Source organism: Reyranella sp. (assembly GCF_965279465.1).
Lineage (GTDB): Bacteria > Pseudomonadota > Alphaproteobacteria > Reyranellales > Reyranellaceae > Reyranella.
This window is the reverse complement of record NZ_OZ257242.1, coordinates 2,342,667-2,357,924: the sequence shown is the minus strand read 5'-3', so window position 1 is coordinate 2,357,924 and position 15,258 is coordinate 2,342,667. Positions and strand designations below refer to the sequence as shown.

At 62.6% G+C, this 15,258-nt stretch carries 23 protein-coding genes; 14 read left to right on the top strand and 9 right to left on the bottom strand.

Translation table 11 applies throughout. The features are described 5' to 3' along the window. Window positions 1–139 precede the first annotated feature (139 nt). Together ACQY8M_RS11510 and ACQY8M_RS11505 are read left to right on the top strand one after the other, a co-directional pair. The gene (locus ACQY8M_RS11510) at window positions 140–784 is read left to right on the top strand and encodes an SOS response-associated peptidase family protein (protein WP_428671997.1); all 645 of its coding nucleotides are present in this window, start codon (window positions 140–142) and stop codon (window positions 782–784) included. Between the two features lie 4 nt (window positions 785–788). Further along, window positions 789–1,427 carry an SOS response-associated peptidase gene (locus ACQY8M_RS11505; protein ID WP_428671995.1) on the top strand — a complete coding sequence of 213 codons (639 nt, stop codon included), beginning with the start codon at window positions 789–791 and terminating at the stop codon, window positions 1,425–1,427. 399 nt (window positions 1,428–1,826) lie between these two features. On the opposite strand, the gene ACQY8M_RS11500 is transcribed toward ACQY8M_RS11505, so the two are convergent. Next, a complete protein-coding gene (locus ACQY8M_RS11500) occupies window positions 1,827–2,678 on the bottom strand; it encodes a S1/P1 nuclease (RefSeq protein WP_428671993.1) in 852 nt (283 codons plus the stop codon). Between the two features lie 133 nt (window positions 2,679–2,811). Here ACQY8M_RS11500 and ACQY8M_RS11495 point away from each other — a divergent pair, with 133 nt between their 5' ends. The 4 genes from ACQY8M_RS11495 (at window position 2,812) to ACQY8M_RS11480 (ending at window position 5,532) form a co-directional block, all read left to right on the top strand. After that, the gene (locus ACQY8M_RS11495; protein WP_428671991.1) at window positions 2,812–3,105 is read left to right on the top strand and encodes a putative quinol monooxygenase; all 294 of its coding nucleotides are present in this window, start codon (window positions 2,812–2,814) and stop codon (window positions 3,103–3,105) included. Window positions 3,106–3,267: 162 nt separating this feature from the next. Next, entirely contained in the window at window positions 3,268–4,044 is a 777-nt protein-coding gene (locus ACQY8M_RS11490; RefSeq protein ID WP_428671989.1) for a DUF4760 domain-containing protein, read from the top strand. A 579-nt stretch (window positions 4,045–4,623) separates the two neighbouring features. Beyond that, the gene (locus ACQY8M_RS11485) at window positions 4,624–4,875 is read left to right on the top strand and encodes a hypothetical protein (RefSeq protein ID WP_428671987.1); all 252 of its coding nucleotides are present in this window, start codon (window positions 4,624–4,626) and stop codon (window positions 4,873–4,875) included. A gap of 240 nt (window positions 4,876–5,115) precedes the next feature. Then, on the top strand, window positions 5,116–5,532 hold the full coding sequence (locus ACQY8M_RS11480) for a DUF2721 domain-containing protein (protein ID WP_428671985.1): 417 nt from the start codon (window positions 5,116–5,118) through the stop codon (window positions 5,530–5,532). Window positions 5,533–5,591: 59 nt separating this feature from the next. On the opposite strand, the gene ACQY8M_RS11475 is transcribed toward ACQY8M_RS11480, so the two are convergent. Then, window positions 5,592–5,987, bottom strand: a complete 396-nt coding sequence (locus ACQY8M_RS11475; protein ID WP_428671983.1) for a hypothetical protein — start codon at window positions 5,985–5,987, stop codon at window positions 5,592–5,594. A 303-nt stretch (window positions 5,988–6,290) separates the two neighbouring features. On the opposite strand from ACQY8M_RS11475, the gene ACQY8M_RS11470 reads away from it, so the two are divergent. Then, window positions 6,291–6,596 carry a hypothetical protein gene (locus ACQY8M_RS11470; RefSeq protein ID WP_428671981.1) on the top strand — a complete coding sequence of 102 codons (306 nt, stop codon included), beginning with the start codon at window positions 6,291–6,293 and terminating at the stop codon, window positions 6,594–6,596. A gap of 317 nt (window positions 6,597–6,913) precedes the next feature. Here ACQY8M_RS11470 and ACQY8M_RS11465 read toward each other — a convergent pair whose 3' ends face one another. Further along, window positions 6,914–7,093, bottom strand: coding sequence for a hypothetical protein (locus ACQY8M_RS11465; RefSeq protein ID WP_428671979.1), 180 nt, complete (start codon window positions 7,091–7,093; stop codon window positions 6,914–6,916). 261 nt (window positions 7,094–7,354) lie between these two features. Between ACQY8M_RS11465 and ACQY8M_RS11460 the strand changes: the two genes are divergently transcribed. Together ACQY8M_RS11460 and ACQY8M_RS11455 are read left to right on the top strand one after the other, a co-directional pair. After that, complete coding sequence (locus tag ACQY8M_RS11460; RefSeq protein ID WP_428671977.1) at window positions 7,355–7,546, top strand: hypothetical protein; 192 nt, start codon at window positions 7,355–7,357, stop codon at window positions 7,544–7,546. A gap of 216 nt (window positions 7,547–7,762) precedes the next feature. Next, a complete protein-coding gene (locus tag ACQY8M_RS11455; RefSeq protein WP_428671975.1) occupies window positions 7,763–8,554 on the top strand; it encodes a Hint domain-containing protein in 792 nt (263 codons plus the stop codon). Window positions 8,555–8,875: 321 nt separating this feature from the next. Here the strand turns inward: ACQY8M_RS11455 and ACQY8M_RS11450 are convergent, their stop codons facing one another. The 4 genes from ACQY8M_RS11450 to ACQY8M_RS11435 all read right to left on the bottom strand — a co-directional run bounded on the left by ACQY8M_RS11450 (window position 8,876) and on the right by ACQY8M_RS11435 (window position 10,757). Beyond that, on the bottom strand, window positions 8,876–9,751 hold the full coding sequence (locus tag ACQY8M_RS11450) for a Hint domain-containing protein (RefSeq protein WP_428671973.1): 876 nt from the start codon (window positions 9,749–9,751) through the stop codon (window positions 8,876–8,878). A gap of 104 nt (window positions 9,752–9,855) precedes the next feature. Then, complete coding sequence (locus tag ACQY8M_RS11445; RefSeq protein ID WP_428671971.1) at window positions 9,856–9,981, bottom strand: hypothetical protein; 126 nt, start codon at window positions 9,979–9,981, stop codon at window positions 9,856–9,858. 40 nt (window positions 9,982–10,021) lie between these two features. Next, the gene (locus tag ACQY8M_RS11440; protein ID WP_428671969.1) at window positions 10,022–10,480 is read right to left on the bottom strand and encodes a thermonuclease family protein; all 459 of its coding nucleotides are present in this window, start codon (window positions 10,478–10,480) and stop codon (window positions 10,022–10,024) included. Window positions 10,481–10,517: 37 nt separating this feature from the next. Then, window positions 10,518–10,757, bottom strand: a complete 240-nt coding sequence (locus ACQY8M_RS11435; protein WP_428671967.1) for a hypothetical protein — start codon at window positions 10,755–10,757, stop codon at window positions 10,518–10,520. A 340-nt stretch (window positions 10,758–11,097) separates the two neighbouring features. Between ACQY8M_RS11435 and ACQY8M_RS11430 the strand changes: the two genes are divergently transcribed. Genes ACQY8M_RS11430 through ACQY8M_RS11415 form a run of 4 tightly spaced genes read left to right on the top strand, consistent with a single transcriptional unit; the run spans window position 11,098 to window position 12,125 of the window. Continuing rightward, window positions 11,098–11,274 (top strand): hypothetical protein, encoded by a 177-nt coding sequence (locus tag ACQY8M_RS11430; RefSeq protein ID WP_428671965.1) that lies wholly within the window; start codon window positions 11,098–11,100, stop codon window positions 11,272–11,274. Beyond that, complete coding sequence (locus tag ACQY8M_RS11425; RefSeq protein WP_428671963.1) at window positions 11,271–11,543, top strand: hypothetical protein; 273 nt, start codon at window positions 11,271–11,273, stop codon at window positions 11,541–11,543. The genes ACQY8M_RS11430 and ACQY8M_RS11425 overlap by 4 nt, the downstream gene beginning before the upstream one ends. Beyond that, window positions 11,521–11,799: a hypothetical protein gene (locus tag ACQY8M_RS11420; RefSeq protein ID WP_428671961.1), complete on the top strand. Its 279-nt coding sequence runs from the start codon at window positions 11,521–11,523 to the stop codon at window positions 11,797–11,799. Before ACQY8M_RS11425 ends, ACQY8M_RS11420 begins: the two co-directional genes overlap by 23 nt. Before the next feature lie 2 nt (window positions 11,800–11,801). Next, the gene (locus ACQY8M_RS11415) at window positions 11,802–12,125 is read left to right on the top strand and encodes a hypothetical protein (RefSeq protein ID WP_428671959.1); all 324 of its coding nucleotides are present in this window, start codon (window positions 11,802–11,804) and stop codon (window positions 12,123–12,125) included. A gap of 762 nt (window positions 12,126–12,887) precedes the next feature. On the opposite strand, the gene ACQY8M_RS11410 is transcribed toward ACQY8M_RS11415, so the two are convergent. Continuing rightward, on the bottom strand, window positions 12,888–13,175 hold the full coding sequence (locus tag ACQY8M_RS11410) for a DUF1330 domain-containing protein (protein ID WP_428671957.1): 288 nt from the start codon (window positions 13,173–13,175) through the stop codon (window positions 12,888–12,890). 548 nt (window positions 13,176–13,723) lie between these two features. Further along, complete coding sequence (locus ACQY8M_RS11405; protein WP_428671955.1) at window positions 13,724–13,849, bottom strand: hypothetical protein; 126 nt, start codon at window positions 13,847–13,849, stop codon at window positions 13,724–13,726. A 903-nt stretch (window positions 13,850–14,752) separates the two neighbouring features. On the opposite strand from ACQY8M_RS11405, the gene ACQY8M_RS11400 reads away from it, so the two are divergent. Then, window positions 14,753–15,166: a hypothetical protein gene (locus ACQY8M_RS11400; RefSeq protein ID WP_428671953.1), complete on the top strand. Its 414-nt coding sequence runs from the start codon at window positions 14,753–14,755 to the stop codon at window positions 15,164–15,166. Window positions 15,167–15,258 lie beyond the last annotated feature (92 nt).

The window sequence follows — 15,258 nt, the reverse complement described above, 5'->3', positions numbered from 1 at the left end:
ATTGGGGACCAGAACAATACAGGAACATTGCCTGGGCGCATTTTGGCACTAATGGCGCTACGACCGTTCGCCGAGGCCCGATATCTGGGCCGGCAGGCCTCGATTGTCGCGGCAGCGCTCGTGGCTATGCTCTCTGCCTGTGAGCAACCTCTATCGCCTCGATGCCGGCATCGTGGATCTGGCGCGCCAGTTCGGCGCCGAACCGGCGCCAGAGCTGCCGGTGCCGTCCCCTGTGCAGCCGGGCAAACAGGGCCTGATCGTGCGTGGCACATCGCGCCGACGATCGATGCATGTCCTGCAGTGGGGCTTTCCGCGGCCTGGCCGCAACGTCGAGCCGTCGCCCGTCAATCTGGTCGCCGACCTGACAAACCCGATGTGGGACGGTATGGCGCCGGAGCCGCGCTATCGCTGCCTGATCCCGGTGTCTGCGCTGGGCCAGCCGGACGGCCCCAAAGGCTGGATGACCCGCACCTGGTTCTCGATCCCCGAGTGGCCGGTGTTCGCCCTGGCGGGCTTCTGCCGCAGCGTCCCGGAATGGGGCGCCGTCTATGCCGCGATGACGGGCGAAAGCAACGCGCTGGTGAAGCCACTCAACGACCGATCGCCGATCATTTTGGCGCCGGATGAATACGATCTGTGGCTGACCGCATCGATTCGGGACGTGATCGGTTTTCAGTTCCGCCCGCCTTTCCCCGCCGACAGGATGGCGATGGCGCGTACCGACGAACTCTGGGTTCCGCTCAGCGAGCGCAGCAACCGGCCACGCAGGAAGCAGGAGGGCTAACGCCTTGTGCAATCTCTACACCGTCCGCAAGAGCGTCGATGAAGTCGCTCGTCACTTCGGCGTCACGCCGCTCGCTTCATTCCCGAACGTGCCCGCTGAGGCCTACCCTGGCACACCCGGCCTCGTGATCCGCGAGCAGGATGGCCACCGTGTGCTGCAGTCGATGACTTGGGGTTTTCCACTACGACTCAAGTTCATGAAGCCCGAATCCAAGCCCAAGCCGGTCAACAACATCGCTGACCTTGGCAAGGGCATGTGGAAAGGCCTCGCCGCCAAACCACAATGGCGCTGCCTTATCCCCGTGACACACTTTGCTGAAGCAGAGGGGCCGAAAGGGGCGATGACGCGAACCTGGGTCAACATAAAGGATCACCCGATCATCGCCTGGGGTGGCCTGTGGCGCGACAGTGCCGAGTGGGGACCGGTCTACTCCGGCGCGATGACCGATGCCAACACCGCGATGGTGCCGCTGCACAACCGTATGCCGGTGTTCCTGTTCGAGAACGAATGGGACACCTGGCTCAACGGGTCTTTCTCTGATCTGGCGACATTCCAGCAGCGTGAGTTTCCCAACGAGCTGATCGAGATGGAGCGAACGCCGGAGCTTTGGGTGAAGAAGAAAGCGAAGGCGACGGCTCCGTGACTGAGCACAAGTCGGAGGTAGCGCAGGCCAGGTGCGTCGCCTGGGATCACGGAGGCTTGAGGCGGCGTGAACCGTCATGGGGCTTAGACTGCCTCATGCGCATCATGTTTCTGCCGATAGCGTTACTTTTGGTGCCGATCGTCGCATCCGGCCAGGCAGCGCCTAGCGACTTCGCTTACTGCAATCGATTGGCAGATCTCTACGTCCACTATATCGGCCGCTCCGAGGCGAGCCCCTATGACTTCATCCACCGTGGCAGTAACGACACCCAGGTCGCAGCCGCCCAATGTCGGCAGGGAATAACCGGTCCAGCAATACCAGTGCTTGAGCGAGTGCTGCTCAACAATGGCTTCACACTGCCGCCGCGAGGTTGAGTCCAGATCGGTAGAGTGCCGGAGTCTACCGGCGTGCGCACTGGCCCGGCGCCTGCACATCGTTCAGGAACCGAGCCAGCCTCAGCCCCGCGAGGCGTAGCTGCCTATCGAGCGTCGGCAGAATCTTGCCGTAGTAGGCATCGTCGACTACCCGGCTCTCCGGTAGCTGCTCCCACACGAACCGGGCCGCCCGATGCGTCTCCTCTGCCCACTGTGCGGGTGTGCCTCCGTCAGTGCCCCGCGCCGCCGGCGATGCCAGCCACCCGCCCTCGAGCCTGTCGACGTACGCGCCCCAGCTCCAAGTCGTGGCCTTGATCAAAGTGCTATCCCACACGCGGTGGAGGTTAGAGCGGTACGGCATGACCGGGCACGGCCCGCCGCGGCATGACTTGGCGCCGGCAAGCCGGACCTCGACGGTGACGTCATTGCCGCCTCTGCCTTCGCCCATCGTATGCATCGGCTGGTGAATGTCGCCGACGAAGTGGACGGCGAACCGAAGGGCTTCCCGCTTCTGGTCGTCATTCGGGGCGCACCGAAGAGCCAACTGCAGGCGATCTAGCGCGGCGACGATGCAGTCTCCCTTCGCGGAGGGCTGGCAGTGCTTCGCGGAGTCGTATCTATCTTCGGCCAGGGCGAGATCGACGAAGTGCCAGTTGTAGGTTTCTGGCCGATTGTCGCGCACGTCGTCGGCCCAGCTCGCGACCGATGCCAGGGAATGGCCAGGACCTAGCAGGCGCTCAACCATCGCCGCGGCACCGGGTGACAGCCGGCGCTGGGCTAGCTCGGCAACGATCGAATGGCCCTCCGGCCCCCACGCCAGCGCTTGCACCGGCAACAGGACGGCGGTGACAACAGCCAGAATAGCTCGAAATTTCATTTGATCCCCGTGCGTCCGTTGGTGGTACGATCACAGCGATACACGACCGCGCGGGGGAGACATTGCGGCGACGCTGAGGCTTTCCGCTCATCACGTCGCTCGCCATGTCACGAGGCGCGGAAGGGGAGGAGCTATGCCTAAGCTGGCCATTGTTGCCACCATCGCGACGGCACCGGGGAAGCGCGACGAATACCTGAAGCATCTGCGCGCCCATGGAGAGCGCTGTCGCGCGACAGAACCGGGAACGCTCGGCTTTGAGATCCTGGTGCCGCATGACCAGCCCGACTCGATCATGCTGTATGAGCTGTACGCAAGCAGCGAAGCGTTCGACGCCCACTGGAACGGTCCCTCGATCCAACAGCTACGCAAGGAGGGCGAAGGCTTGTTCGTCAGCCTCAAGGCAACGCGTTGCGACCTGGTCGAATGAGATGCTGCCCCTCGTCGTGCTCTTGCTGGCGTTGGGGGGAACGCCAGCGCAAGCGGCCAGCTACTCACCTTGGGTCGATCGCCCTGGCGATCCGATCGAGTTGCTGACCCAACTCGCCCGAAGCCCAGACGCCTGCTGCAAGCACTGCACGAAGGGCCAGCCATGCGGAAATACCTGCGTCAGCGCCAAGGCCCGGTGCAAGAGCCCGCCGGGGTGCGCATGTTGACGCTTGTCATTATCGCCTCACTCCTTGCAGTCGGACTTCTAGTAGTAACCACCTGCTTTCTTGTGTTGAACCCCACGCGCTTTCCCAAACTAGAACACGAGCGTCTCCGCACCGTCGCAAATGTCGTAGCCGCGGGCGCCGCAGTTGCAATTCCTATTGTCGTTTTTCAAGCAGCAGAGAGAAGTCGCACCAGCGAGATGACCACGGCAAGAGATACGCGAACCCTCGAAATTATGAACGGTTCGGAGGCCCGCCTTTCAGCCCTCCTGATAGAGAAACGTAGGCTTGACCAAAATGCCAATAGAGAAGGACATTCTAGGTTCGAATATGAATATATTAGTCAGTCTGATGCAGTCAGCAGTATTGTTGATGAAATTCTTAACGAGCACGAGACTATCTGCATTGGCGTAAACCAAGGTATGCTTTCTTACCGTATTGTCTGGGCCATCCGAGGGGACGCCCTCCTCGCCACATTCGAGAACTATGACGCCTACATAGGTAAATTGAGGAGCAAGCACGGAAGTGCGAATGCCTGGTCCGACTGCGTCGATCTGACTAACGCGCTTAGGGGCCGGCAAGGAGCTTTGAACGAAGAGGGCGCCAAAATCAAGATGCGACAGATGAAGCTATTGCCGCGCATCGGTGAAGCAACGACATGCATCGATTTTCATAGTTGCGAAGCAATTTGGTGGCCTTGGCTTACTAGGCTATAGAGGCCGCCACAGACGGAGTAATCCAGCGCTTTGATTCCATTATCAGACGTTAGAGCCCCGCGGGCTCGTCAATGGGGCTGGTGTTCACTTTCAGGACGAGCAAGCCGCGATCGAGAGCCCCAGGGGCGAGATGCCGTACGCTGTCAGGCGTCTGGCGCGACATCGACCAGTCAGCAGCGCGGATGCCACGCGCGACCCCGATTGATGTGACCAGCAGGACTGCGGCGGCGACTACGATTTTGATGACCACCGTGCGCTCCTCGTCACGTATTCAAGTTCCCCAATCTATCGCGGTAACGAGCACTTTGCCCGATGCCCGAGCTGATCGTACACGCGTATGAAGGAACGCGAGCGTGCGCTGTCGAGGTAATCCGAACTGCACAGAGGGAAGCGGGCCGCGGTCAAGCGCGAAGAAGAAAAGCGGAAGTTGAGATGGCGATCGGGCCGCCGCGGCGCCATTCTCTCGCTGTTGGGTCGCTCGCCTTCATCTACGAAACAGTTGGGTCGTAAGAAGGGGCTTCTCAAGCTTGCAGCTATCGTGCGTCGTATCTTGGACGACTAGATTGAATGGGAGGGCAAATGGACAACGCAGCAAAGGCTATGGCCGCAACAGGGATGGCCTCGTTCGCGGTCGTTATGGAACTGCTGACGACGCTGAATCGCTCTGGCCTGGTCCCGGACCAGACGGCGATCGATATCATGGATGGCGCTCTGGCGTCGGTTGAGTCTTGGGATGCTGGCTCAGAGAATGAAGAGATGCGCGACGTTTTCCGCCGCGCTCGCGACTTGCTTGGACGCCAGCTAGAGGGCTTTCGGAAGCGCAAGTCCTGAGCCGTAGGACTCCGGGCCCCAAGCCAAGACCTGCATCGGCAGCAGCATAGTGGCTAACACCGCTGAAACCCAGAATTTCACTTGATAGTACCTCTCCTATTGGTGGTACGATTCTGCCCGGATACGACCGAATGGAGGATAGTGCGGTTAAGCTGGGCTTAGTGTTCTTCCACTGCCACGGCGCCCAGCGATGACGTGACGAATGCTCTCGCACCAAGCACAGCGGAGGATGTTGTGATCTTGCCCAACTTCGAGACACTTCTTCCATTGTTGATATCTATAGCGTCTCTGCTTGCGATGATCAGCATTCGGAACACTGACGTTGCTACGCGTGCACGAAACTGTCGGTCTGAACTCCTTTACCAAGTAGACAAGCTCGACGCTAACGCACGGGATCGCCGTAAAGCCAATTTGAAGAAGCAAATTCAGCATTTCCAATGGCGCTACAGGCTGATGTCGGCCGCGTTCATAGTGCTTGTCTTCGCAGCCTCTGGCGTTGGCTTATACGCCACCGCGACACTAGATGTCTTGATCGGTGCTGCTAACAACAAGGCCATTCTGTACGCATCACTATGCCTGTTCGTCTTGGGAATGTTGGCGACAATAATAGAGATGTGGGTGGGGCCGACTTCGCTGGATTTGAACTCGCAGGATTGACACTGCAGGCAAGAAAACCCCGGCCGAAGCCGGGGCGAGGTCGTCGCGATAGCGGTCGGTCAGGGCCGCCTGTTCACGATGCGCGGGATCGCTCGTATCTGTTCGTCGGTGAGCGGGGGCGGCAGAGGACCGTTTTTCCGGTCAGCCAACTCGACGGCCGCCAATAGCGCTGCGTCTCCCAAAGCGACCGCGTCGCAGTGAGCGTTGATGTAGCGACTGCAATGCTGGAGGCGGATGCGCCATGCTGGCCGCCAGCGCGCACGAGAGAGCCGTTTCATGGTGTGGCGTGGGTGACCACGATACTGCCCGATGAGCCAAGTCTTGGCTGACCAGTCCAGCAGCGTGCACAGGACCATGTTGCCGCGGTCGTTGACCAAGACGAAGTCCCGGCCCTTCTTCGGTCGAAAGCACCGCGCGATGCCGAGCCACTCGCCCTTGCAATAGCGCTCCTTCATGCTGCAGTCCGGGGTGCGCATCATGCGTGTACCGTAGCACTAGCGGCTACGCGGCAGCGTACTTGCGAAGCATCCCATCTCCGGCGGCACGATACCGTGGTCTTGTCGCCTGCCTCGCCTCATTGCGGCCAGGGATCTTCCGGGGCAGCCCGCCGGGTGTAGGACCGACCAGCCGCAGGACCGAGGTAAAGGCCGATCGCCAGCCGATAACTCAAGGCCGTTCTTCCCCGGCAGTGGCGCGCCGGCAACCCGGCGGCCGCTGAATGGTTGAAACCTCTATCCACGGCCAGACAGGAGAACGACATGGAAAGCACAATCGTCGCGGAGTTCGAGTCCCGGCGACAAGCCGAGCTCGCCGTTGAGCGCCTGGTCCAGGAGCACCGCATTCCGCGCACCGATGTCTTCGTCCGCGCGCGCGGCGAGGCCAACTCTTCGGGCGTGAAAGCCGCGGGCGCTGATATCGAGAGCGGCCATCCCGGCGTCGAAAAACAGGCGCGTCCGGAACTCGCCGGCATGATCGAGGTCTCGGTCGATTGCCACGGGGAGCATTCCGGCAAGGTTCGCCACGCCCTGCAGGCAGCCGGCGCCAGTTCACTCAGGGCTCGTTGACCAGACGATCTCGGGGATCGCCGCAAGGGCCGGGAATTTGGCCGCCAGAGCCCTGCCTCCGGTTTTTCCTGCCTCATCCCCTGAGGTGTGGCCCTGCCGCATGCCCGGAACCGCCGGAGGTGCTATGCAGGCGGACGATTGATCGCCTCCGCGACCGCGTCTTCCTGATCACTCTGGCCGCGCTCGCCCTGCTGGCCGGTGAAATCCTGTTGGTGCGCTGGCTGACCTAATGCCTCCCGGGGACCTGGCGTGCAACAGCTTGGAGCTGTGGAAATCACGATCCCCCAAACAGGACAAGGCTGGGCGATCAGGTACGTCTATTCCATGAGCGCTTCGGCAGAGCCCGAGCGCCGACCCAAATGGTAGAGCGCATCGAGTAAAGCGCGGGTGGTCACTGCGTCCTTCAATCCGAGAAAGTCATCCTCCATCTCTCCGTTCTCCCGTGCCACTTCCACGGCAACGCGTCGAAGTTCATCCAAGGACGTGCTGTCGCTCATGTGGAGGTCTTTCAGGCGCCGGCCAAAGGAAAATGGCGGACTAAGCCGGGGAAGTCGTGGAACGCGGACCGTCAGTCGCAGGTTGCTCGCCAGTGGCTACGGACTCCGCGATTCCTGCTTGGGTAGTAGTTGCTCGCTAGCGCGTAGTGTTGGAGTCGACCTCAGCGGGTCCGGCGCGCCTCTTTGGCACCCTCGCTCACCATGGCACTTTCCGCTTCGAGGGCGCGTTGAACATCAAGGAACCCGCAACAGGAGATGGACATGTCCAATACCCGCTTCGTCATCCGAGTCCCCGGCCGAACCGACATCGGATGCAACACCGCCGATGAGGTCATCGACGCGCTGAATGACCTGAAGGACGCCAAGGGCGCCACCGTTGACGATACTGAGACTGGGATGCGCGACCTAACGAGGGAAGCGATCGAGGAACTTGCGAATGACGAGCGAGAGTAACTCGCACCTTTGTCTTGAGGGCGGCCCGGTTGGCTGCGCGACAATCGACACCGATTCGACGGCGCCGGTAACGTCCGAACAGCGCTTCGGGTTTCGTCCATGCTGCACTCCTTTGGCGTAACCATAATGCTCCGCCCCCACGCTCGATTGCGTGTGGCTTAGAGGCCGCTGGACGCTCAAGGTTATTGCATTGAATGCAATTGAGTGGAGGTCGGCGTGAGTGAGACTCCCAAATTTGATCGCGCGCGGCGCAACGCGCTTAAAGCAGTCGGATTGATAGCAGGCTCGGCCATAGCAATTGGCATTCCGCACAAGCAGGCAGCGGCGCAGTCGCAGCCCAATGGTCTTGGCAGCCTTCTCGACCTTCTCCTCGACCTCTTGAAAGGTAAGAAGCCGGGGACTGGCGGTTCATCCGGCGGCGGCAACTGCTTTGCGCGAGGCACGTTTGTCCGAACGCGCGTGGCCTACCGGCCGATCGAAACGTTGACCGTGGGCGACGAGGTCGCGGTGTGGTTCGGGGGCTTCGCGCCAATCAAGGCCATGGTCGGCCACACCCTGACCCGCACGGCAGGGCAATGGGACGGTAACCCGGACAACCTACCCGTCGTCATCCGGCGTGGCGCTCTTGGTGAGAGCCTGCCGACATCGGATCTTTGTGTCACGGCTTCTCATCCGGTCTATGTCGATGGCTTCCTGATGAAAGCCGGCGACCTGGTCAACGGAAGCAGCATCCACGTCAAGGCGGCCGACGGCCAGGGCAGCCTCGACTTCTTCAACATCGAGCTTGAGCGCCACGACATCCTGGATGTGCAAGGTGCATCCTTCGAATCGCTATACAGGGTTGGGATGGACCGCTGTGCACCGCTGCTGGGCTTCGACGGCGGCCGCAGCAAGCTTCGCTCCCATCTGCGCAGCGTGGCATCGTTGGTGATCGACCGGCGGCAGCCCATTGACATCATTCGCGACCGACTCGAAGAGCATGGTCTCAGCTTCGCGAGAGCCGCATAGCTACTCAGTTCGTTTCGGAACACGAGAGCTAGGTGTCCCACCTATCAAGCGTGGGACAGTGAAGCGGCGGACGGCGTCTCTGCCGCCGCCGCACCAGGATGCCCATAGCTGCTCACTGAGCGCCGCGCCCTCAAGATCGAGCCCAGAGGGCAGATTTGCGGCCCTAGCGGCGAAGCTCGCTCGCCTCCACCATCTCCGTCTGAAGGCTGGCCCATACCGGCGTCACTCCGGCCGCCATCGCGCGGAGCTTGACGCGATACCGCTCGTGTAGATCGGGATGTCAGACAGGCCGTGGCAAATGTGAGGCGATCGGGACGACGGCTACGACAAGACCCAATTCTCCCCTTGATCGGCAGAGTTACCGAACTTTGCCATCCGCAACCCCCGTTCTTCCAAGTTGTCACGAATGATGTCGAGGGGCTGACGACGGTCGATGACGATCGACGCGGCGCTGCGCAGGCGCGAGTGCACCTCGTCGCGGCCGCCGCAATAGCTCAGCATCGGTACGCACGGCGCCTCGACGGCGGCATCGCGCCACGATTCGCAAGGCGCGCCTTGGGCATCGAGCACGTCGTGCCGTGCGAGCGCGATGTGGAAGAAGTCGAGCGTCTCGTGCCCGTCGGCTGTCTCGAATACGATGGTCGTGCCGTTGACCAGGTTGACCACCGGCACCAGCACGCCGCCGGTGAAGACCGAATGGGAGGCGGTGAGCATTATGTCCTGTGCCGGAGAGTTGTCGCCCAGCGCGCCCGCCCTGACCCGCACCGGCCGCGACGCCCCGGCCCAGCTCGCATTCGGCCCCGTCCGACGCAGGGTGAAGTTCGTGACCTCCCGGATCGGGGACAAGTCGGCGAACCGCGCGACAACTTCGTCGCCCGCCACGAGGCTTTCAACCGGGCGGTAACCTTTCGCCGTTCGGATACGCGTGCCTCTTGCGAAGCAGACCTTAGTTCCGGAAGGGTCTCGGGAGGGAGATGAGGTTGTGGTGGTAGAAGTGTCCTTAGTTGAAGTGCTGGATTCCTTGATGGAGGTCGCAGTGTCCTCCTTGAATGTCGGGATATCAGCAGGGGCGGGAGTTAGGAACTGCGCATCAGCCGGCTTGCGATAGGTGCTCGCTGCAAACACGGCCGCCGCGGTTATGCCGACAGCTCTGAAAATGCTGCGCCGCGCGCGACTGATCTTAAGACCTGCTGACATCCTCATCCTCATCAATCCTGAAGATTGTTGCAGGTTGAATTCAAGAAGTCGATGAGTTGGCCACTAATCTCTCGCCATCTTTCCATCTCCAGGCGCCTCAAGTCTCACCCGATGTCGATCGCGCCCGGCGCCAGATGCCCGGGTTCGAGGTGCTTCGCCGCTTCGTCGAGGTCGCGCACGTCGATCACCCGGTGGCACATCGGGCAGAGACGTTGGTGCTCGTCGATCACTGCTAGCGGGGTCGAGACGTAGGGTCGCGCTGCTCTTCGCTCATCGTGGCGCTGCCTCTGACACTGGCGGCCGGCTCTGTTCCTGGGCCCGCCAGTCCCAAGGTCTCGCGCAGTCGTGGGCATGCACGCCGACGCGTTCGGCGCTTGCCGCCCGCTCTTGCTCGACATAGTCGCCGCTGTACTTGACGAACGCCCAAGCCATGCCGGCGCGCACCATCGCCGCGCCGAGATCCTCCCCGTCGGCCCGGCATAGGGCCACGATGCGGCCGTAGCGGTCCCTGTCGCGCGGCTCGCAGGCGATGGCGTGTCCGGCGATGAGGCGCCTCAGCTCGGTTCGCGCCGCGACGCCAGCCCGCCATCCACCGGCGCATCGCTGGCCCTTCTCCGCGGCGTCGATGCCCCAGAGGCGATAGAGCTTGCCGTCGTCGAGCTTGAGGGTATCGCCGTCGACCGTCCGGACCTCGGCGGCGGCCGGCATCGCGAGCAGCGGGGCGATCAAGGCACTAGCGAGATGCTTTAGCCGCAGCAGAGAACGCCTACCACTTCGGCGTCTTGGTGCCCGTCGCGCCCGTGTAGGGGTTGTAGTTCCCCTTCGTGCTGTAGTTGTCGTACTGCGTGCCGTTCGGGTTGGTCTGCCGGTGTGGCTGGACATAGGTTCCGTTCCCGGTGGTGTAGCCGCGTGTGCCGTGGCTGCTGGAATTGCTGCCAGTGCCATACTGCGCGAACGCCGGGGCTGTCGCCAGAATCGCGACGCAAGCCAAAGTAAGAATTCGCATATCAACTTTCCCCAAGTAGTTGTGCTGCTCCAAGCTACAGATAGCTGGAGCCAGCGCTATGACTCATTAGGCTTACTATCTCCGTGCGGGTATGGGCCATCAACTCCTCAAGGGCGCAAGCCATGAATTCATCGTGGCACGATAGCAGCTGGACGGCGGGAACGTCTCTCCCGGTCCCGGCATTGAGTCCCCGCAAGTTCGTGGAGGGGTCTATGGAACTGCAAATGCAGCTGCCTGGCGAATGGCCGGTCGGCATAGGAAGGCGTGTGCCGGTCCCCGAGCCCGAGGGCGACGACCTCGAGGCGGTGCTGACCTGGCTACAGGCGGTTGAGATCAATGCGTGGATCCAGACCACGCCGCCGGCGCACATAGCGGCCGCATCCACCATCCCGACGGCGGCGAAGATTTCTGGGAAGTCTTCCATCCTGTCGGCGGTTCATGGCCGCGTGGCGAGATCGCCCGGTGGCTACTCGACGCGGCCCGCCACCACTACGCCCGCGCCAGGGGGACACAATGACGGTCCAACTGCCGCTGCCCGGCGTCTGGCCGCGAAACATGAGCCGCCGCGATCCGATTGCCGCACTCGATGAGATCAGGCGAGACAAGGTCGCGGCAACCTACGAGATCGAGCTGCTGCTCGACCGTCTCGCCGAGAAGCACGGCATCAGCCACAAGGTGATTGCCAAGGCCGTCGAGGGCTATGTCGACGACATGCTCGGCGACGTCTTCTTCGACCTGCAGGACGAGTTGGAGCGCGAGCGGGATGAAGCACCGGAAATCTGTTGAGCGCGCCCGGCGGTTCTGCAGCGCCCTCGCGACCGAAACCCGCGCCGCCCGAATTGGTGGGTGGCAATCCAGACCGTCGCCGAATCGGCTCGGCATGCCGGGTGAAGACGCGATCGAGCTGGCCGACGACTGCGCGCGCGAAGGGCTGGTGATGCATGATCAAAGCCAGCACACTGCGGACGACAGGAAGGCCGTCACCCGGCCGCATAGCGTGACATTGAAGGAAGCCGGTCGGGCCTTGGCGAAGGGGAAATAGGCTTGCGGCTGCCGCGCGACGCCTTCATCGGCCACTTCCAGACGGTCTTTCAGGTCCATTGCCTGAAGCTGTGGCGCAAGCGCGGGAAGGAACCGCCCGAGGCGCTGCCACGATGCCTCCACGAGTGGATAGGAACGGCCAACGGGATCATGGACGTCGACCTCCAGGCGTTCCGGGCGGCCGTTTGGCCTGTCGTCGAGGAGCTGCATCGCAAGGGAGAGGGCGCGCGGCCCACGCCTGCAGAGCTTACCGGCGCCCTCTTTGACGTCCTCAGCGAGGCGGCAATCGAGGTTGCTATCGGGCCGTCACGATACGGGCACGGCTGAGACGGCATTGTCCTGGCCGATCAGATCGCGGAGCCGGTGGCTAGGGCATGGGCGCGAGTCAACGGCGCTTGCGCGGACCGATCTCAGCGTCGCTCGCCGAACCGCCTCTACGAGAGCGACCGTCAATGGCGTCGGCTTGCTCCACAAGGGACGACGCCTCCGCCTGAAGTTTGCGCGCGGCCTCGAGCAAAGACGTCCGGCCTCGAGCCAGGGACATGCCGGGCGCAACGCGCCGGGCCACGCTGGCTAGGTGTCGCTTGCTCTTGGCCTTCGCTCGCAACTCATCTTGCTTCGCCACTGCGCCGCCCCCCCTTCTCACCGATAGACAACGTCTACCGGCGATCAAAGGTTCTCTGGCGGAAGCGTCAGGGCAATCGCGACACGAGGCGCGCAAAGAGCGTCACCGCGACGGAGGCGGCTCCCCGGCAATGAGGCGGCGCCCCGGCAACGAAGCCCAGCCTCCTTCACTTCTCGCTACGGCGCGGCGCCGGCAGCGCGAAGAGCACACACAACACTACGCCCGCAACGATGGACGCTGACCACGTCCCATTATCGAGGATCCACCCGAAGGTGTCCCGTATCACGTCTGCCACGCTTGTCACCCAATACCCGGCCCGCGCGCTGCGCACAGGCACCAGGGCTACAAACGCCCATGGTGACGGTAGGTTACCGAAGGAACTGAGATCATTTGGCGGCGGAATGTTGCGCTCCAGCCGCAAAGAAAGCCCCGCTCGTCGGGGCCGGAAGGTATGCCGCTCGGCGCTACACGCCCTCGACCGCCCAAACATCGAGCGCGGCGGCCCCCTCTCTGATTTTCTTCACCGGGACATAGTCCGGCGAATTCCAAAAGGAGTGAATTGCGTCCATCGAGGGGAACTCGAAGATCACCATCCTTCGCCCATCGTGCTGACCCTCTAGCGCCTCGACTTTGGCCCCTCGGACGATGATCTTGGCGCCGAAACGAGCCATCAGCGGGATGACCGCATCTCGGTATTTCTGATACTGAGCCTCGTTGCTGATCGTGCTCTGAACGATGAAGTACGCTGGCATGTCCCCTCCCCTTTTGGCGAATTCACGCGACGGTAGCATCGGGCGCGCCACCGCAACAATTCCCGGAAAAGCTCAGCCGAAGTCCGAAGAGGGTCTTGCCGCAGCGTGAGTCATCGGCGCTTGCGAGGCTTAATCTCATTCTCGGGCACGGCGAAGCCGCCGCGACGGCCGCCATTGGGCCCGATTCGGCTGACTCCACCAGCCTGGCCCGAGCAGCGACGGCCCGACGATCTCACCGACCCATTCCACCGGGTCCTTGCGTTTGCTGTCTTTGCGCGGCTGCGGTACCGACAAACCCCTGTTGACGGTGACGACCCAAGTCGCCGGGCTTCCATTCGCGCATTTCGCCTCTTTCCGGTCCACATGTCGGAGCCCGATGGCAACGCGCCGGTTTCGCAATCGCTGCCAATTGGAAAGCCCCCGTTGAGCGGGGCCAGCGCATCGCCGGGGAGAGCCGCAGCCCGCCCCGCCGTGTCGTGTCGTCAGCCGTTAGGAGTCGCGGATAGACGCCGCGTCGCCGCATATGGCCGACCCACGATCGGTCACCTTCAGTGAGCAAATAGTGCCGTTGCAGCCAACGGTCCCAGGGTCATGACCGCGGCAACCAGAAACCCCAAGAAATCCACCGTGCCAAGCCCAGCCGGCTCGTGTCGCGCATCGCCAGTGTAGGTCATTGCCATCTCCGCGAGAGGAACATTTACACTTTCAACGACAGCGCGGAGACCGTTGTTCCGCTGCGTCGGGCCGAGCCTGCAACCACGAAAAAGGCCCCGCCGAGCGGGGCCAGTAGGATTGCACTCAGCCGGGGCAATACCGCCGCCCCGGGCCCAGGCGCGCCTCCCTGCTATGACCACGCCATGATCGTTCGACCCCGCGACCGAATCATCCTGCTGACGGCCCTAGCGTTCGCACTGCTGGCCGGCGAAATGGTGCTCGTGCACCTGCTGTAAGCGGAGGCGCCGCTCGGGCCGTGTCGAGCGCCAATGTTATCCACCGACGCCTTAGCTCGGCCGCATTGCCAGCTCGACGGTCTGTGCGTTCTCTACCGCATCAACCAGGAGGGCCCGATGGATAAGCTGCTTCGCGACCCGTTCACCCTGATTGTTGCACTGACGTTCGTTATGTTGGCCGTCGAGATCGCAGCCGTGCACTGGCTCTAGCGGAGGAAACGCCGGGATCGCATGGCGCATCCGTTGCGGCGCAGTCTTTGCATACCCTGTGTCCGCTGTTGGCGCGAACTCCAACTTTCTCTCCGCCGGCCGCCAGCCCTCACCGAGTTTCATTGCCCCCGGTCGAGGGCGCCAAGCCCAGAAATCTGCCCGTAGAGCGCCTCGGTCGCGAATGACCACATCCGCGCGCGTCTCGCAGCGGGGGCTCGCTACGGCTTCAAATTCTCCGGGCTGCCCCAAGATTCCCCGCCGACCCGCCTCACCGCCGGCGGGATGCGCCCGCGAGGTTCCAAAGTGCGATGTAACCCCCGGCATCAAATGGCATTGTCACGAGCAGCCGGCAGGGACTCCGCACGTTGAGTCGCGCCGTCGGCGATGCTCGCGACGCCCCCATCAGAGAGGTCGCTGATGCCCATTCATATGGATATCCTGCCCATTGAACGCTTGGTCGTGATCATCGCCCGCGGCCAAGTCACTGCCGAGGAGATGGCCGAGAATACGAGGAAGTTGGTCGCCGCCAACGTGCCGACATACGCCAAGATCATCGACGTGACGGGCTCGCACTCTGATCTGACACCGGAGCAGGTGGAAAGGGTGGCGGCGATGTTGCGCGGAGATCCGACTGCCAAGACGCGGGGCCCCGTGGCCTTCGTCGTGGATCCCCGCCGCCGAGGTTTTGCTGAGGCGTTTGCAGAGGTGACGCGCGGCGAGCGTCCCATCAAGCTCTTTAAGAGCCTCCATGTGGCGCGGCGATGGTTACGTGAGGGCGCCCCGGACGTCCGTGCCAACAATATCCATGGGGGCATTCCGGTTTGGGAGTGACCGCGAGCGTTCGCCCTTCTGTGGGAGCGTCGCACGCCCCCGGCTACCCCGGAAGCGCAATGGATCGTACGGCGCCGAGGGCATGTTACGAC

Bases quoted from the DNA above. Each gene is read 5' to 3' on its own strand.
- ACQY8M_RS11500 (WP_428671993.1), bottom strand. From the start codon at position 2,678: ATGAAATTTCGAGCTATTCTGGCTGTTGTCACCGCCGTCCTGTTGCCG.
- ACQY8M_RS11495 (WP_428671991.1), top strand. From the start codon at position 2,812: ATGCCTAAGCTGGCCATTGTTGCCACCATCGCGACGGCACCGGGGAAG.
- ACQY8M_RS11490 (WP_428671989.1), top strand. From the start codon at position 3,268: ATGCGGAAATACCTGCGTCAGCGCCAAGGCCCGGTGCAAGAGCCCGCC.
- ACQY8M_RS11485 (WP_428671987.1), top strand. From the start codon at position 4,624: ATGGACAACGCAGCAAAGGCTATGGCCGCAACAGGGATGGCCTCGTTC.
- ACQY8M_RS11475 (WP_428671983.1), bottom strand. From the start codon at position 5,987: ATGAAGGAGCGCTATTGCAAGGGCGAGTGGCTCGGCATCGCGCGGTGC.
- ACQY8M_RS11470 (WP_428671981.1), top strand. From the start codon at position 6,291: ATGGAAAGCACAATCGTCGCGGAGTTCGAGTCCCGGCGACAAGCCGAG.
- ACQY8M_RS11465 (WP_428671979.1), bottom strand. From the start codon at position 7,093: ATGAGCGACAGCACGTCCTTGGATGAACTTCGACGCGTTGCCGTGGAA.
- ACQY8M_RS11460 (WP_428671977.1), top strand. From the start codon at position 7,355: ATGTCCAATACCCGCTTCGTCATCCGAGTCCCCGGCCGAACCGACATC.
- ACQY8M_RS11450 (WP_428671973.1), bottom strand. From the start codon at position 9,751: ATGTCAGCAGGTCTTAAGATCAGTCGCGCGCGGCGCAGCATTTTCAGA.
- ACQY8M_RS11435 (WP_428671967.1), bottom strand. From the start codon at position 10,757: ATGCGAATTCTTACTTTGGCTTGCGTCGCGATTCTGGCGACAGCCCCG.
- ACQY8M_RS11425 (WP_428671963.1), top strand. From the start codon at position 11,271: ATGACGGTCCAACTGCCGCTGCCCGGCGTCTGGCCGCGAAACATGAGC.
- ACQY8M_RS11420 (WP_428671961.1), top strand. From the start codon at position 11,521: ATGAAGCACCGGAAATCTGTTGAGCGCGCCCGGCGGTTCTGCAGCGCC.
- ACQY8M_RS11410 (WP_428671957.1), bottom strand. From the start codon at position 13,175: ATGCCAGCGTACTTCATCGTTCAGAGCACGATCAGCAACGAGGCTCAG.
- ACQY8M_RS11405 (WP_428671955.1), bottom strand. From the start codon at position 13,849: ATGACCTACACTGGCGATGCGCGACACGAGCCGGCTGGGCTTGGCACG.
- ACQY8M_RS11400 (WP_428671953.1), top strand. From the start codon at position 14,753: ATGCCCATTCATATGGATATCCTGCCCATTGAACGCTTGGTCGTGATC.